The organism is Streptomyces sp. NPDC002125 (assembly GCF_053593715.1).
The window spans coordinates 45,489-61,106 of the sequence record NZ_JBSFDD010000024.1; the positions used below are offsets into that span (position 1 = coordinate 45,489).

The following is a 15,618-nucleotide window of genomic DNA, read 5'->3' on the forward strand; positions in this document are numbered from 1 at the left end:
CGATGCCGGTCATCCTGCCGATGCCCCCTCACGGGCCCGGCCGCCACCCTTCGGGGCATGAACGAGACAGGCGCGGCGGGCGCGGAATCCCGCTTCACAGTGCGCAGGGCGAAGGCCCTGCTGGTGGTGCTCGTCGCGGTGCTGGCGGCGGCGATGCTCTCCGCCGTACCGGCACGGGCGGAGACCGGCTTCCACGAGGTGCCGTCCTTCGGCAGCAATCCCGGCAACCTGAAGATGTTCGCGTACGTCCCCGAGAAGGCGCGGTCGGGCGCCCCGGTCGTGGTCCTCTTCCACGGCTGCGGGGGCTCCGCCCTGAACCTGGACGTCAACACCGGCTGGCGCAAGTACGCCGACACGTACGGCTTCACCCTCGTCCTCCCCGAGCAGAAGGCCGAGAACGTCGGCTCCGGCGGCCTGGTGCCGCACACGTGTTTCAGCGCGTGGAACCCGGCCGACCGCACCCATGACGGCCAGGGCGAGGCCCGCTCGGTGGTCCAGATGGTCGACTACATGAAGACCGCCCACGCCGCCGACGCGAACCGCGTCTACGCCACCGGGTACTCCGGCGGTGGCGCCGCGACGAACGTGATGCTGGCGGCCCACCCCGAGGTGTTCAAGGCGGGCGCCGTCTTCTTCGGCATGGCCTACGGATGCGCCGACAACGAGGCGGACTACTTCGAGACCGGCTCCTTCGCGCCGTGCCCCGGCCGCTACAACCTGGTGTCCCCGCAGGAGTGGGGCGACAGGATCAGGGGCGCCCACCCCGGCTACACGGGCGAACGGCCGCGTGTGCAGATCTGGCACGGAGGTTCCGACCTGCTGATCAACAAGAAGTCGCTGGAGAAGCAGCGCGACGGCTGGACCGACGTGTTCGGCATCCCGCGGACCCCCTCCTCCACCTCGCGGCCCGCCCTCGGGGTCACCAAACAGGTGTACGGCGCCGGGCAGGTCGAGACGTATCTGATCGACGCGATGGGACACGAGGCACCCGTCGACCCCGGGACGGGCATCGACCGGTGCGGCACCACGGGTCAGGGGCACGACTCGCTCTGCGGTCCGTACTACGCGTCCCTGTTCTTCGGCCTGAACGCCTGAGAACGAGCGGCTGGGAAGGGCCAGTTGGGAACGGGCGGCCGGCAACGGCGTCCGAGGAGCGGGCGCCCAGGAGGCCGTCACCCCGCGTGGGGTGGCGGCCCCTCGGCTGCTCCCCGCTCCCCGGACACCCGTCTGCCGACCCTGGCGGCCGTCTCACGCAGCCAGATGTGCGCCGCGTCGTGCGTGTGCACCGGGTGCCACCACATCGCCTCCTGGAGCGGGACCGCCTCGTACGGCGGCTCCAGCACCCGCACGGCGGCGAGGGGTTCGAGGAGGCGGGCCAGGCGCGCCTGGATCAGGGCGATGCGCCGGGTGCCCGCCACCAGCAGGGGGAGCAGCTGGAAACTGTCGACGGATACCTCCACGCGGGGCTCGACCCCGAGCATGCCGAGCTGGCGGACGGCAGGGGCGTCGTAGGTGCGCTGGTAGGTGACCCACGGCAGCCGGGCCAGGTCCTGGCGGGTGAGCCGGTCCTCGACGCCCGGATGGTCCTCGGCGACCAGGAAGACCCAGCTGTCCCCGTAGAGGTCGGTGGCGGGGAAGCCGCTGATGACGCCGTGCGGCATGAGCAGTCCGTCGGCGGTGCTCAGGAGCGTCGCCGTGTCGTCGACGACGGTGTTCGGTGTCTGGGTGAAGCGCAGACGGATGCCTGGGGCCTCCTCGTGCATGACCCGCGCGAGCTCGGTGCCGAACACGGCGACGGCGTAGTCGGACGCGATCAGCTTGAACTCCCGGCTCTCGCTCACCGGGTCGAAGTCGGCCTGGCTGGCGAAGAGCCGCTCCAGCACGTCGTAGGCCGTGGAGGTCCGGTCCAGGAGCACCTGCCCGAGGGCGGTGAGTTCGTAGTGGCCGCCGACCCGGGCGAGCAGGTCGTCGCCGAAGTGGCGGCGCAGCCGGGCCAGTGAGGCGCTCATGGCCGGCTGGCTCAGCCCGACGCGCTGCCCGGCACGGGTGACGTTGCGTTCCTCCAGCAGGGCACGCAGCGCGACCACGAGATTGAGATCCAGGCTGGCCAGATTCACGGAAGCTCCTCCTTTCGACAGGGCGCCGACCAGGGGTGAATAGGCGCGATGGATGACGATCATCCACACAATCGATTTCCCCGATCACTGGCGGCAGGTCCAGATTAGTCACATCGCAATCAGGAGGACATGTTCGTGAAATCTGAACCCGCGTCCGCGCTCTTCGCAGGACCGTTCGCCCTCGCCACCCTGTCGGCCCAGGACGGGCCCGCGTTCCCCGCCCTCGTCACCCCGGACGGCCTGGTGGCCGACCTCCGGACCGCCCTCGCGGAACCGGGGCTGACGGTCCTGGGTCTCCTGGAGGACTGGCCGGCGCGCCTGCCCCGGCTGCGGGCGCTGGCCGCCGACGGCTCCCTGGAGCGCGCCGCGCTCGCGGACTTCCGTGTGCACGCGCCGGTCGCGCCGCGGCAGGTCTTCCAGTCGGGCGCGAACTACCGGCAGCACGTCATCGACCTACACGTCGCCCACCGGGCTCCCGGCGACGAGCGGCCCGAGGACGAGCGTCGCGCCGAGGCGGCGGAGATCATGGACCGCCGGGCGGCCGAGGACCTGCCCTATGTGTTCATCGGCCTGCCGAGCGCGATCACCGGGCCGTACGACGACGTGGTGCTCCCCGCCTGGGCCCAGAAGCCCGACTGGGAGCTGGAAGTGGCCGCGGTCATCGGCCGGGCCGCGTACCGGGTCTCCGCCGAGGAGGCTTTGGAGTACGTCGCCGGCTACACGATCGCCAACGACCTCACCGACCGCGCCACCGTCTTCCGGCGGGACATGCCGCAGATCGGCACGGACTGGCTGCGCAGCAAGAACGCCCCGGGCTTCACCCCCCTCGGCCCCTGGATCGTGCCGGCCGAGTCCGTCGCCGACCCCGGGGACCTGCGTCTCGTGCTGAAGCTCAACGGCGAGACGATGCAGGACGAGTCCACCAAGGACATGATCTTCGACGTGGCGCGCGTGGTCTCGTACGCCTCGCAGTCCGCCCGGCTCCTCCCCGGCGACCTGGTCCTGACCGGCAGCCCGGCGGGCAACGGCATGCACTGGGGCCGGCTGCTGCGCGACGGCGACGTCATGGACGCGTCCGTCACCGGGCTCGGCGCCCAGCGCACCCTCTGTGTGGCGGAGGAGTCGTGACCTTGGACCGCGCGAATCCCGAGGCTTCCATCGCCGAGGCCGCCGAGGCGTACTCCAACTGGGGCCGCTGGGGCGAGGACGACGTGCTCGGCACCCTCAACTTCCTCGACGAGGCCAAGCGCCGCGAGGGGGCCGCGCTCATCCGGCGCGGCGTCAGCTTCTCCCTCTCCCAGAGCTTCGACATGAACGGCCCGCAGAAGGGCTGGCGCCGGCGCACCAACCCCGTGCACACGATGCTCGACACCGGCACGGACGCCGTCGTCACCGGGCAGGGCTTCCCGCACGGCCTCGGCGGCGCGGACGACGTCATCGCGATGCCCCTGCAGTGCTCCACGCAGTGGGACGGGCTCGGGCACATCTTCGACCACGGCAAGGCGTGGAACGGGCGCCCGGCGGAGAAGGTCGTCACCTCCGAGGGCGACCTGGTCACCGGCATCGAGCACATGGCGCCGCACGTGGCGGGCCGCGGGGTGCTGCTGGACGTGGGCCGGGCCATCGGCGAGGGCGGAGAGCTGGCTGACGGTTTCGCGATCACCGAGGAACACCTGACGGCCACGGCCGAGGCCCAGGGCGTGCGCGTGGGGCGCGGCGACATCGTAGTGGTGCGTACCGGGCAGCTCGCCAGGGTCCGCCGCGACGGCTGGGGCGAGTACGCAGGCGGTCCCGCGCCCGGGCTGTCCTTCACGGCGGCCGGCTGGCTGCACGGCACGGAGATCGCCGCGATCGCCACCGACACCTGGGGCTTCGAGGTCCGGCCCAACGAGTTCGAGCACGCCTTCCAGCCGCTGCACCAGGTCGCCATCCCCAACATCGGTCTGCTGATAGGCGAGATGTGGGATCCGGAGGCACTGGCCGAGGACTGCGCGGCCGACGGCGTGTACGACTTCTGGCTCACCGCCGCCCCCCTGCCGATCACCGGCGCGGTCGGCAGCCCCGTCAACCCGATCGCCGTCAAGTAACAAGTGGAACAAGGGAGTTCCCTCATGAGCACACCACGCAAGGTCCTGGTCGTCGGCGGCGGGGCGGCCGGCAACGCCGTGACGGTCCTGCTGCGCCGCGCGGGCGTCACGGTGGACCTGGTCGAGGCCAGGGACGACTGGAACGCGACCGCAGGGTCCGGCATCACCCTCCAGGGCAACGCCCTGCGCGTACTGCGTGAACTGGGCGTGTGGGAGCGGGTCCGGGAGTCGGGTTACGGCTTCGGATCGGTGGGCATCACCGCTCCCGACGGGACGGTCCTGCACGCGCAGGACGACATCCGCAGCGGCGGCGACGACCTGCCGGCCACCGTCGGCATGCAGCGCCCCCAGCTTCAGCGGATCCTGATCGACGCCGTCCGGGAGAGCGGCGCGTCGGTCCGGCTGGGCACCCGCGCCACCTCGTTCGAGCAGGACGCCGATGGCGTGACGGCCCGTTTCACCGACGGCACCGAGGGGCGCTACGACCTGGTGATCGCCGCCGACGGCCTCGGCTCCACCACCCGCGCCGCCATCGGCATCGAGGCCGCGCCCGAGCCGACCGGCATGGCCATCTGGCGCATCGCGGCGCCGCGCCCCGCCGGGGTCACCCGCACGGACCTCGCCTATGGCGGCCCGGCCTACATCGCCGGCTACTGCCCCACCAGCGAGACCACGCTCTACGCGTACGTCGTCGAGGCCAACCGCGACCGGGCCTCGATCCCCCCGGAGACGTACGCCGACGAGATGCGCGGCCTGGCCTCCGCCTACGGCGGCTTCTGGCCGGAGATCACCGAGTCGATCAAGGACCCGGCGAAGGTCAACTACACCTGGTTCGACCGGATGCTGGTCGAGGGCTCCTGGCACCGCGGGCGGGTCGTGCTCATCGGCGACGCCGCGCACTGCTGCCCGCCCACCCTCGCGCAGGGCGCCGCGCTGTCCCTGGAGGACGCCTGGGTGCTGGCGCAGATGCTGACCGCGGCCGAGGAGTGGGACGACGACCTGCTCCAGGCGTACTACGAGCGGCGTATCGCGCGTGTCCGGCCGGTCGTCGAGGCGTCCGTACAGATCGGGCGGTGGCAGCTCGACGGGGTGCGCGACGCCGATGTGCCCGGCCTGATGGGCCGCACCATGACCATGCTCCGGGAGCTGCCGTGACCGCGCCCACCATCGACGTACACGCCCATGTGCTGCTTCCCGAGGTGGAGGCGCTCGTGGCCGGGCTGCCCGGCCACGCCGAGGCCCGGGAGCTGGACGCCCGGCGCAACGGCCCCGACGCGCTCGCCGTCAGCGGCCCGATGGTCCGCGACCGCGTCCCGCAGATGACCGACGTGGCCACAAGGCTCGCGGCGATGGACACGCAGGGCGTGGACGTCCAGCTGGTCAGCCCCTCCCCCTCGCACTATCACTACTGGGCGGACGAGGACACGGCGGAGAAGCTCTGCCGGCTGGCCAACGAGGCGACGGCCGCCCACTGTTCCGGGGCGCCCGAACGGCTGCGGGGTCTCGGGCTCGTGCCGCTCCAGCATCCGGACCTGACGGTGCGCGCGCTCGACCACGCCCTGGAACAAGGGCTGGAGGGCGTGGAGATCTCCAGCCACGCGCCGGGGCGCGAGCTCTCCGACCCGGCGTACGAGCCCTTCTGGACGCGGGCCGAGGAGGCCGGAGCACTGGTCTTCCTGCACCCCTTCGGCTGCACGCTCGACGAACGCCTCGACCGGTGGTACCTCTCCAACACCGTCGGCCAGCCCACCGAGAACGCCGTTGCGCTCTCGCACCTGATCTTCTCCGGGGTCCTGGACCGCCACCCCGGCCTGAAGCTGATCGCCGCGCACGGCGGGGGCTATCTGCCCACCCACATCGGCCGCTCCGACCACGCATGGTCCGCCCGCACCGACGCGGGCGCCGGATGCGCGCACCCGCCCAGCAGCTACCTGAGCCGGCTGTACTTCGACTCCCTCGTCCACGACCCCGGGGTGCTGGACGCGCTGATCCGGGTCGCGGGGGCGGACCGGGTCCTGCTCGGCTCCGACTTCCCCTTCGACATGGGCTCCGAGGACCCGGTCGGCGCGCTGCGCGCCGCCGGGCTGTCCGGGACCGACTTCGACGCCGTACGCGGCGGCAACGCCGCCGCCCTGCTGCGACTCGCCTGACCTCAACGAGGAGGAACCATCATGAGCGCACGCCTGCTCACCCATCTGCGCCACGTCGACCTGGCGGTGCCCGACTACGACAAGCAGCTCGACTTCTACGGCGGTGTCTGGGGCCTCACCAAGGTCTCCGAGGACTCCGGGATCTCCTTCCTGGCCGCCGAGGGCTCCCCCGAGCAGTACGTCGTACGGCTGCGCAAGGCCGAGGAGAAGCGGCTCGACCTCGTCTCCTACGGCGCGGCGAACGCGGCCGACGTCGACACCCTCGCCGAACGGCTCCTGGCCGGCGGCGTGCAGCTGATCTCGCGGCCCGGCACGGTGGACACCCCGGGCGGCGGCTACGGCTTCCGCTTCTTCGACGTCGACGGCCGCACCATCGAGGTGTCCGCCGACGTCGAGGTGCGGCAGCACCGGAAGATCGAGGAGAAGGAGGCCATCCCGGTCAAGCTCTCCCACGTCGTCCTCAACTCCCCCGATCTCAACCGGACCCGCGAGTGGTACGAGCGCCACCTCGGCTTCGCCCTCTCCGACACCCTCAGCTCGCCGCACATGGGCGAGGTGATGCACTTCATGCGGATCTCCAACCAGCACCACTCCATGGCCATCGCGCAGGGCCCGCACACCGCGCTGCACCACGTCTCGTTCGAGATGCGCGGGATCGACGAGTACATGCGGGGCTCCGGCCGGGTCATGCGGGCCGGCTTCCGCAAGATCTGGGGGCCCGGCAGGCACATGGCCGGGGACAACACCTTCACGTACTTCCTCGACCCGCACGGCAACACCGTCGAGTACACCACCGAGCTGGAGAACCTCGACGAGGACACCTGGCACCCGCACGTCTACGACTTCTCCCGGCCCGAGGTCACCGACCAGTGGGGGACGGCCAACGCGATGAACGAACTCGTCGCCAAGGAGTCCTTCAACGACCCCGACCGCGGCGTCTTCATCGCCCCGCCGGTCTGAGCCACCCCCGGCCCCGGGGACGCGGCGACTGTTCTCCACCGCCGCGTCCCCGCCCCCACCCACTTCCGTCAGGAGCCGCACACCATGCGTTTCGCCGCCTACGAACACCAGCAGCGCCGGCGCGTGGCCGTCGTGGAGGAGGACGGCACGCTCTTCCCCCTGCCCGGCGTCACCTCGCTCGGCACACTGATCGCGGAGACCGACGGCCTGCCCGGGCTGCTCGCCGCCGGCGCCTCGGCGCTCGACGTGCCGCCCGGCCCGCACGTCTCCCAGGTGCGGCTGCTGCCGCCCCTCCAGCCCACGTCCGTGCGGGACTTCGTCACCTTCGAGGAGCACGTGGAAGGGGTACGCCGTGCCGTCGACGGCGTACCGGGGGTTCCCGAACAGTGGTACGCGGCGCCGACCTTCTACTTCACCAACCCGCACGCGGTCTTCGGACACGGCGATCCTGTGCCCGTGCCTCCCGGGTCGGCGGTGCTCGACTTCGAACTCGAGGTGGGCGCCGTCATCGGCCGCGAGGGCCGTGACCTCACCCCCGAGCGGGCCCGCGACCACATCGTGGGCTACACCGTCTTCAACGACTGGTCCGCGCGCGACCTCCAGTCCGCGGAGATGAAGGTCGGCCTGGGCCCCTGCAAGGGCAAGGACACCGCGACCACCCTCGGCCCCTGGCTGGTCACCGCCGACGAGCTGGAGCCGTACCGGGACTCCGAGGGGCTGCTGCGCCTCGCGCTGACCGCCGAGGTCAACGGCGAGGTGATCGGCAAGGACCTGCTGTCCAACATGAGCTGGACCTTCGAGGAGATGACCGCCTACGCCTCACGCGGCACCCGTGTCGTGCCGGGTGACGTCCTCGGCTCCGGCACCTGCGGCAACGGCGGCTGCCTCGCCGAGCTCTGGGGCCTGCGCGGCGAGCAGAACCCTCCGCCGCTGAAGCCCGGCGACACGGTCTCGCTGACGGTCGAGGGCATCGGGACGCTCACCAGCACGGTCGTCCCGGGCGTCGATCCGGTGCCGCTGCCCGCCGGCCGGCGGCGCGACAGGGAACGGCCGTGACCGGACCCGGCCGGCTCCTCGGCAAGGTCGTCGTCGTGACCGGCGCGGCCCGCGGCCAGGGAGCCGCCGAGGCGCGCGCCCTGGCCCTGGAGGGTGCCCGGGTCGTCGCCACCGACGTGGAGCCCCGGGAGGGCTGCCGGCACCTCGACGTGACCAGCGGGAGGGACTGGGCCGAACTGGCCGCCGAACTGCGCGGGACGTACGGGCAGGTGCACGGGCTCGTCAACAACGCGGGCATCACCTGGCGGGCCAGGATCGGCGAGGTGCGCCCCGAGGACATGGCGCGCGTCCACGCGGTCAACGTCACCGGCCCGCTGCTCGGCATCCAGCATCTCGCCCCGCTGATGCCCCCGGGCGCCTCCGTCGTCAACGTCGGCTCGTCGGCAGCCCTCACCGCCCATTACCCGGTCGCGTACACGACCAGCAAGTGGGCGCTGAGGGGCCTGTCGAAGACCGCGGCGCTGGAGCTCGGTCCGCGCGGCATCAGGGTCAACACCATCCACCCCGGCTACATCGAGACCGAGATGACCGCGTCGGCCGCACCCGCCTTCCGGGAGGCCAACATCCGCGAGACGCCGCTCGGCCGCACCGGAACCGTCGACGAGATCACTCCGCTGGTCGTCTTCCTGCTGTCCGACGCGTCCTCGTTCATCACCGGCGCCGAGATCCCCGTGGACGGCGGCCTCACCGCACACGGGGGCGTCAAGTCGGTCTCCGACGCACTGCGTGAGGGGTGATCAGGTGGACGCCTGGTCGCTGTCCTTCATCGCGCCCCAGCCGTGCCAGCGCTCCACCTCGATCCGCGCGGTGACCCGTGCGCGGACCCGGTCCGGGTAGGGCCCGCCGGTGTAGTGCCGGGCGATGCGGTCGATGTCGGCCAGGCCCTCGTCCTCGTACAGCTCGGTCGCCCGGCCGACGAGGGTGACATGGGTGTACCAGTCGTCCTTGTCGAGGACCGTGAGGGTCACCCGGGGGTCCCGGCGCAGGTGCTTCAGGCGTACCCGGCCCTCGTCGAGGCTGATCAGCAGGTGGCCGTCCTCCCACACGTACCAGGTGGGCGTGGACACCGGGGTGCCGTCCGAGCGCAGCGTGGCCATGACGGCCGGGTTGGGCCGTCCCAGCAGGGTGACGGCTTCGGAGGGCAGCGGGGGCTTGGACATGGGCTCCTTCTCCTGGTCGTTCGTGGACGGACCGCCGGCGGATCGCGGCGGGAGGTCCGGTGCCGAAGGGCGCGCGGCGGGCCGCACGCGCGCTGTCCGGCGGCGCCTTCGACGCTATACCCCGGTGGCCTCGGCAGCCCGGCGGGAGGGCCGCTCCGCTACCGGGCCCACGGGAGCCGGGCGGTCAGAGGGTGCCGAGGAGACCGTCGAGCGGTGCGGGTACGCGGTCGGGGCTGAGCGCCTCGACGAGGACCCGGCCGTAGTGGATCTTGCGGCCCTTCTTCGTGCCGAGGAAGCGCCTCAGCTGCTGCCGCGGGGTGCGGCCACGCTGTGCGGGCTGCTGGAGGAAGGTCTGGAGGGCGCGCAGATCGCCCTCCTCGCGGATGAGCTCCTCCACACGGGTCACGCCCAGCGCGCGGACGAGCTCGTCCTCCAGATCCGCCGCGCAGACGAAGAACCCCCGCTGTGCCGCTCCGGCACGCTCCAGGCCGCGGGTGTAGTAGGGGCGCTCCGCCTCGTCGCAGAGTCCGGTGAGGCACAGGTCCAGGCCGGGAGGTCCGAGGAGCTGGGCGAAGCGTCCGACGCTCATCGCGCCGCCCATCGCCAGGACGCAGATCCCCTCGGCCTCCAGGTCCCGTCCGCGGCTCTCGGCCAGGGCCTCGACCGCCGCGGCGTCGCTGGGCCCTTCGAGCAGGACCACCGTCCGTACGGAGAGCCGATCGGCCAGTTCGCCCGCGGGTCCGGCGGGGCCGCCGGCCGCCCACGCGGTGACCGCGTCCCGGAATGCCCCCATGTCAGCCATGGGACGAGTCTGCACCCTGCCCCCGCCCGTCCGGTATCGGTTTTCGCCGGGCGGGCGGGGCAGCGTGCGTGGGTCAGCCGATGGTCACCTTCCGCTGTGCGGTGATGGTCTCCGACGAGCGCGCGGTCGCGAAGGTGTACCGGCCGGGGAGCAGGGTCCAGCGGCCGGGCTGCCGTACGGCCAGGTCCCTCGCGTCGACCGTGAGGGTGAGGCGCCGTGACGCCCCCGGCGCCAGGGTGACCTTGCGGAAGGCGGCCAGACGGCGCGGTTCCGACGCCGCGGCGCCGGGCAGGGTCGCGTACACCTGGAGCACCTCGGTGCCCTCGCGGCGGCCCGTGTTGGTGACGGTGGCCGTCACGTCGACGGTCCGGGTGGCGGGGTCGTACACGGCTTCCACGGCTCCGTGGGCGAAGGTCGTGTAGGACAGCCCGTGGCCGAAGGCGAAGCGGGGCCGCTGCCCCTCGGCCTCGTAGAAGCGGTAGCCGACCGCGATGCCCTCCTCGTAGGAGACGGTGCCGCCGGTGCCGGGGTAGCTCGCGGCTCCGGTGCCGGGTCCCTGGGTCTCGTCGGCGGGGAAGGTGACCGGGAGCCGGCCCGAGGGGTCGCTGTCGCCGAAGAGGACGGCGGCGAGCGCGGTGCCCGTCGCGCGTCCCCCGTACCACGCCTGGATCACGGCCTCCACCTCGTCCAGCCACGGCATGGCGACCGGGCCGTCCGTGTTGAGCACGACGACGGTACGGGGGTTCACGGCGGCGACGGCCGAGATCAGCCGGTCCTGGTCGCCCGGCAGCCGGAGCGTGCCGTGGTCCATGTCCTCGCCCGCGATCCGGTTCACGAGGACCACGGCGGCGTCGGCGGCGCGGGCCGCCTTGACCGCGGCGGGGATCGGGGAGTCGGGCTGCCAGCCGAGGGTCAGTCCGCTGGTGCCGCGGTCCGCCGTGGCGTTGGTGTACGTCAGCTCGACGGTGACCGGGCGTCCCGCGGTCAGCACGGTGGCGCCCTGGAGCGGGTAGTCGTACGGGCCGAGGAAGAAGCGGCGGCTGTGCCGGGTGCCGGAGACGACGACGGCGCCGTCGATCCTCAGTTCCGCGGTCCCGGCGGCGAGCAGCGAGAAGCGGTGCGGTCCGGTGGTGGTGGGCACGAGGGTGCCGGTCCAGCGCGCCGACCAGACGTCCGGCAGCCCTTCCACGGGCGCGGCGGCGAAGTCGACGGTGGCGTCGGTGCGGGTCGCCACCGGGGTGCCCGAGGCGTCGGTGCCCGCGTAGTAGGCCGCGGTCAGTCCGGCCGTGCCGGTGGCGTCGCGGAGCACGGAGGAGGGGACCGGGGCGAGGGGCAGGTCTCCGCTGGTGCCCTGGGAGTGCGTGACCGCGACCTTGCTTCCGGCCCGGTCGCGGATCGCCTGCAGGGGGGTGGCCCAGGTCCCGGGGTCGACGTAGGTGGAGCCCGCCACACCGGTGACGGCGTCGGTGCCGGCGGGGCCGATCACGGCGAGGGACTTCAGCGCGGCGGGCAGCGGGAGCGCCGAGGCCCGGTTGGCGAGCAGGACCGTCGAGGCGACGGCGACCTCATGGGCCAGCTTCTGGTGCTCCGGGGTGCTGACGTCGTCGGCGGGGGCGGGCACGGGGTGTTCGAAGAGGCCGTTCGCGTACATCGTGACGAGGATGCGGCGGGCCGCGTCGTCCAGCCGTGCGTCCGGTATCGCGCCGCCGGTGAGTGCTCCCGCCGGGAGCTTCACCCCGGCGGGGCCGAGTCCGGCGAGGTCCATGCCGGCCCGGGCTGCGGCGACCTGGTCGTCGCCCGCCCAGAAGTCCGGCACGGTGTATCCCCGGAGGCCGATGCTCTTCTTCAGGTCGTCGAACAGGGCGGGGTGCTGGGCGGCGAACGTACCGTTGATCTTGGGGTACGCCATCATCACCGAGGTGGTGGGGGCGGCGGTGACGACGGTCCGGAAGGGCGCCTCGTAGACCTCGTGCAGGGCGCGTTCGGAGATCTCGGTGTCGGTGGAGAGGCGGTTGGTCTCCTGGGTGTAGCCGGCGAAGTGCTTGACGGTGGCCACCACGTTCCGGCTCTGGATGCCGACGGTGACGGCCGCGCCCAGCCGGCCGGCCAGCAGCGGGTCCTCCCCCATGCCCTCGGACTGGCGGCCGGAGTGCCAGGTCCTGCTGACGTCGACGGTGGGGCCGAGGAGGTTGTTGTAGCCCTTGGCGCGGCCCTCCGTGCCGATGGCACCGCCCATGCGGCGGACGAGGTCCTCGTCGAAGGTGGCCGCCTGGGCGACGGGGACGGGGAAGGCGGTCACGCCCTTCTCGCCCCGCAGCCCGGCCGAGGCGTCGGCCATGGTCAGCGCCGGGATGCCCAGATGGGCGACGGCGGCGAAGTCGCAGCGTACGAGGGACTCCTTCTCGGCCGGTGTCATCCGGGCGAGAAGGGCGTCGGCCCGGTCCTGCGGGGCGGAGCCGGGCGCGGCCACCGCCCGGTCGCTCATGACGGGGGCCATGCCCACGGCCATGGCCGTGAAGGCGGAGGCAGAGAGGAACGTACGTCGGTTCACAGCGGCTCTCCGATGAACGGGCGGCTCAGGACTCGGCCGCACGGGGGGAAGGGGGCCGACCGGGAGGTCAGGTTCCCGGCCGGCCCCGGCTCCAGGGCACGCACCCCGGATGCGTCACGTACACCGGGAGTGCGCTTTTCCCGGACGGGGAAAGCGATGGATCAGGCTGCTTTCCCCGCCAGTTCGGTGGTGTTCAGGACGTGGTCGCCCGCGTCCAGGTGGACGGGCGCACAGCCGGGCAGTTCGGCGGTGGCCCGGCAGCCCTCGGGAACGGTGCAGCGGGCCGTCAGTCCGGCCGGGGTCGTCTCCCACGACAGGGAGGCGGTTCCGTAGGGCGTCTCGTGGCGGGTGCGGGCCCAGGTGATCCCGCCTCCGGGCCGGGGCCGGAAGACGATGTCCCGGTAGCCGGGCCCGGCGGCCGTGATGCCCCCGACGACGCGGTGCAGCCAGTCGGCGACGGCGCCCAGGGCGTAGTGGTTGAAGGAGGTCATGCCGCCCGGGTTGAGGCTGCCGTCGGGCCGGAGGCTGTCCCAGCGCTCCCAGATGGTGGTGGCGCCCTGGGTCACGGTGTAGAGCCAGGAGGGGCATTCGGTCTGGAGCAGCAGGCGGTAGGCGACGTCGAGGTGGCCGGTGTCGGTGAGCGCGTCGCAGATCAGCGGGGTCCCGACGAAGCCGGTGGCGATCCGGGCGCCGTTGGCGAGGACGAGCTCGGCGAGCCGGTCCCCCGCCTTCTGCCGCTGCCGGGGGGCGAGCAGGCCGAAGGCGATCCCCACGGCGTAGGCGGTGGGGCTGTCACTCGTCATGCGCCCGGAGGGCAGGACGTACCGGCGGCGGAAGGCGTCGGCGACCTCGTCGGCCAGGGCGGCGTACCGCTCGGCTTCCGCGCCTTCCCCCAACTCTGCTGCGATCAGGGACAGATGGCGGGCGGAGTGGGCGAAGTAGGCGGTGGCGACGAGATAGCGGTCGGTGATGCCCGCCGCCGGGTCCTCGGGCGGGGCGGCGGGGTCGAGCCAGTCGCCCAGCTGGAAGCCGGTGTCCCACAGGCGGCCCGGTCCCGCGAGGCGTTCCATCAGCTCGACCCATGCTGTGGCCATGGGGTAGTGCCGGCGCAGGAGTCCGACGTCGCCGAAGCGCTGGTGGAGCGTCCAGGGGGTGAGCGTGGCGACGTCCCCCCAGGCGGCCCCCGGCTGGATCGGCGTCCACATCGGCGCGCCGGGGATGACGGGGACGTACCAGGGGATGGTGCCGTCGGGGAGCTGTTCCAGGCCGACGTCGGTGAGCCAGGAGTCGAGCATGCCCGCGCAGTCGTAGAGATAGCTCGCGGTGGGGGCGAAGACCTGGATGTCGCCGGTCCAGCCGAGGCGTTCGTCGCGCTGGGGGCAGTCGGTGGGGATGTCGACGAAGTTGCCGCGCATGCTCCAGACGACGTTCTCGTGGAGGCGGTTGACGAGCTCGTCGCTGCACTCGAACCAGCCGGTGCGGCGCATGTCCGTGTGGTGGACCCTGGCGGTCACGCTGTCCGGGGTCGGCTCGCCGGGCCATCCGGTGACTTCGGCGTAGCGGAAGCCGTGGAGGGTGAAGCGGGGTTCCCAGGTGAGCGGGCCCCGCCCGGAGAGGATCAGGGTGTCGGTGGCGTACGCCTCGCGCAGGGGGCGGGTGGCGAGTTCGCCGTCCTGGAGCACCTCGGCGTGTCTGAGGGTGACGGTGGTGCCGGCCGGGCCGTCGACGGTGACGGCGAGGCGGCCGACGAGGTTCTGCCCGAAGTCGAGGATGTGGCGGCCGTCCGCGGTGCGGGTGATGGAGACCGGGCCGGCCTCCTCGGTGCAGCGCACGGGTGGGCCCATCGGCGCGACGAGGGTCCCCGGGTCCCTGCTGCCGGTCCGTACGGGTGTCCAGTCGCCGGATTCCGTACGGTGCGGCGCGGACCAGTCCGGGTCGTGCAGCCGGGCGTCGAAGGTCTCGCCCTCGTACAGGCCGGAGGCGAGGATGGGGGCGGGTGCGGCGCTCCATGTTCCGTCCGTGGCCACGACGTCCGTGGTCCCGTCGGCGTAGGTGATCTCCAGCTGCGCGAACAGGGCCTGGTCGGTGCCGTAGATGTTGCGGGTGCCGCCGTCGAAGCCGTACGTACCGCGGTACCAGCCGTCGCCGAGCCATGCGCCGATGGTGTTGGGGCCCTCGGTGAGGTGCGCGGTGACGTCGTGGGTGCGGTAGCGCAGCCGGTGCGGGTAGACCGTCCAGCCGGGGGCCAGGGTCTCGTCGCCGACCCGGCGGCCGTTGATCTCCGCCTCGTACAGACCGTGTGCCGAGACGTAGAGGCGGGCGCGCGCCGGGGTGCGGTCGAGCCGGAAGTCCTTGCGGACCAGGGCCGGCCGGCGCTCGGCCTCCGGGTCCTCGTCCCAGCCGGCCCCGACGGGGACGGCCTGCCAGTCGGCGGGGTCCAGGAGGCCCGCTTCGACATGGCCGGCCGCGCTCCATGCCGAGGGCTCGCGGGTCCCCGGTGACCAGACGCGGACGCGCACGGCGACGCGTTCGCGGGAGGCCAGCGGCTCGCCGGGCCAGGGCACCAGGACCTGGCCGGGGCCGTCGACGCGGCCGGTGCGGTGCACGGCGCCGGAGCGGACGAGTTCCAGTTCGTACGCCTCCTGGGAACCGGTGCCGGCGGGCAGCGTCCAGGACAGGCGTGGTGCGGGGACACCGATGCCGAGGCCGTCGGGCAGGTGCTCGAAGGTCACCGG

The 15,618-nt window shown here is 72.8% G+C and carries 13 protein-coding genes; 8 read left to right on the plus strand and 5 right to left on the minus strand.

The window, feature by feature from the left end; genetic code table 11:
- Positions 1-57 precede the first annotated feature (57 nt).
- A complete protein-coding gene (locus ACWCQM_RS30990; RefSeq protein WP_450918391.1) occupies positions 58-1,095 on the plus strand; it encodes an extracellular catalytic domain type 1 short-chain-length polyhydroxyalkanoate depolymerase in 1,038 nt (345 codons plus the stop codon).
- Between the two features lie 77 nt (positions 1,096-1,172).
- On the opposite strand, the gene ACWCQM_RS30995 is transcribed toward ACWCQM_RS30990, so the two are convergent.
- Positions 1,173-2,117, minus strand: coding sequence for a LysR family transcriptional regulator (locus ACWCQM_RS30995; RefSeq protein WP_450918392.1), 945 nt, complete (start codon positions 2,115-2,117; stop codon positions 1,173-1,175).
- Positions 2,118-2,246: 129 nt separating this feature from the next.
- On the opposite strand from ACWCQM_RS30995, the gene ACWCQM_RS31000 reads away from it, so the two are divergent.
- The 7 genes from ACWCQM_RS31000 (at position 2,247) to ACWCQM_RS31030 (ending at position 9,107) form a co-directional block, all read left to right on the plus strand.
- The gene (locus ACWCQM_RS31000; RefSeq protein ID WP_450918393.1) at positions 2,247-3,245 is read left to right on the plus strand and encodes a fumarylacetoacetate hydrolase family protein; all 999 of its coding nucleotides are present in this window, start codon (positions 2,247-2,249) and stop codon (positions 3,243-3,245) included.
- Complete coding sequence (locus ACWCQM_RS31005) at positions 3,242-4,204, plus strand: cyclase family protein (RefSeq protein WP_450918394.1); 963 nt, start codon at positions 3,242-3,244, stop codon at positions 4,202-4,204. The genes ACWCQM_RS31000 and ACWCQM_RS31005 overlap by 4 nt, the downstream gene beginning before the upstream one ends.
- Before the next feature lie 24 nt (positions 4,205-4,228).
- Positions 4,229-5,359, plus strand: a complete 1,131-nt coding sequence (locus ACWCQM_RS31010) for an FAD-dependent oxidoreductase (RefSeq protein WP_450918395.1) — start codon at positions 4,229-4,231, stop codon at positions 5,357-5,359.
- A complete protein-coding gene (locus ACWCQM_RS31015; RefSeq protein WP_450918396.1) occupies positions 5,356-6,354 on the plus strand; it encodes an amidohydrolase family protein in 999 nt (332 codons plus the stop codon). The genes ACWCQM_RS31010 and ACWCQM_RS31015 overlap by 4 nt, the downstream gene beginning before the upstream one ends.
- Before the next feature lie 21 nt (positions 6,355-6,375).
- On the plus strand, positions 6,376-7,314 hold the full coding sequence (locus tag ACWCQM_RS31020) for a VOC family protein (protein WP_450918397.1): 939 nt from the start codon (positions 6,376-6,378) through the stop codon (positions 7,312-7,314).
- Positions 7,315-7,398: 84 nt separating this feature from the next.
- Positions 7,399-8,370, plus strand: a complete 972-nt coding sequence (locus ACWCQM_RS31025; RefSeq protein WP_450918398.1) for a fumarylacetoacetate hydrolase family protein — start codon at positions 7,399-7,401, stop codon at positions 8,368-8,370.
- Positions 8,367-9,107: an SDR family NAD(P)-dependent oxidoreductase gene (locus ACWCQM_RS31030; RefSeq protein WP_450918399.1), complete on the plus strand. Its 741-nt coding sequence runs from the start codon at positions 8,367-8,369 to the stop codon at positions 9,105-9,107. Before ACWCQM_RS31025 ends, ACWCQM_RS31030 begins: the two co-directional genes overlap by 4 nt.
- On the opposite strand, the gene ACWCQM_RS31035 is transcribed toward ACWCQM_RS31030, so the two are convergent.
- From ACWCQM_RS31035 to ACWCQM_RS31050, 4 genes are all read right to left on the minus strand, one after another.
- On the minus strand, positions 9,108-9,530 hold the full coding sequence (locus tag ACWCQM_RS31035; RefSeq protein ID WP_267078007.1) for a PPOX class F420-dependent oxidoreductase: 423 nt from the start codon (positions 9,528-9,530) through the stop codon (positions 9,108-9,110).
- A 184-nt stretch (positions 9,531-9,714) separates the two neighbouring features.
- Positions 9,715-10,332 (minus strand): TOPRIM nucleotidyl transferase/hydrolase domain-containing protein, encoded by a 618-nt coding sequence (locus ACWCQM_RS31040; RefSeq protein WP_450918400.1) that lies wholly within the window; start codon positions 10,330-10,332, stop codon positions 9,715-9,717.
- A gap of 73 nt (positions 10,333-10,405) precedes the next feature.
- On the minus strand, positions 10,406-12,883 hold the full coding sequence (locus ACWCQM_RS31045) for a beta-glucosidase (protein ID WP_450918401.1): 2,478 nt from the start codon (positions 12,881-12,883) through the stop codon (positions 10,406-10,408).
- A 161-nt stretch (positions 12,884-13,044) separates the two neighbouring features.
- A complete protein-coding gene (locus ACWCQM_RS31050; protein ID WP_450918402.1) occupies positions 13,045-15,615 on the minus strand; it encodes a family 78 glycoside hydrolase catalytic domain in 2,571 nt (856 codons plus the stop codon).
- Positions 15,616-15,618 lie beyond the last annotated feature (3 nt).

What these genes read in the sequence shown, in the direction of transcription:
- ACWCQM_RS31010 (WP_450918395.1), top strand. Translation starts at nt 4,229, where the DNA reads ATGAGCACACCACGCAAGGTCCTGGTCGTCGGCGGCGGGGCGGCCGGC.
- ACWCQM_RS31020 (WP_450918397.1), top strand. Translation starts at nt 6,376, where the DNA reads ATGAGCGCACGCCTGCTCACCCATCTGCGCCACGTCGACCTGGCGGTG.
- ACWCQM_RS31040 (WP_450918400.1), bottom strand. Translation starts at nt 10,332, where the DNA reads ATGGCTGACATGGGGGCATTCCGGGACGCGGTCACCGCGTGGGCGGCC.
- ACWCQM_RS30990 (WP_450918391.1), top strand. Translation starts at nt 58, where the DNA reads ATGAACGAGACAGGCGCGGCGGGCGCGGAATCCCGCTTCACAGTGCGC.
- ACWCQM_RS31000 (WP_450918393.1), top strand. Translation starts at nt 2,247, where the DNA reads ATGTTCGTGAAATCTGAACCCGCGTCCGCGCTCTTCGCAGGACCGTTC.
- ACWCQM_RS31025 (WP_450918398.1), top strand. Translation starts at nt 7,399, where the DNA reads ATGCGTTTCGCCGCCTACGAACACCAGCAGCGCCGGCGCGTGGCCGTC.
- ACWCQM_RS31035 (WP_267078007.1), bottom strand. Translation starts at nt 9,530, where the DNA reads ATGTCCAAGCCCCCGCTGCCCTCCGAAGCCGTCACCCTGCTGGGACGG.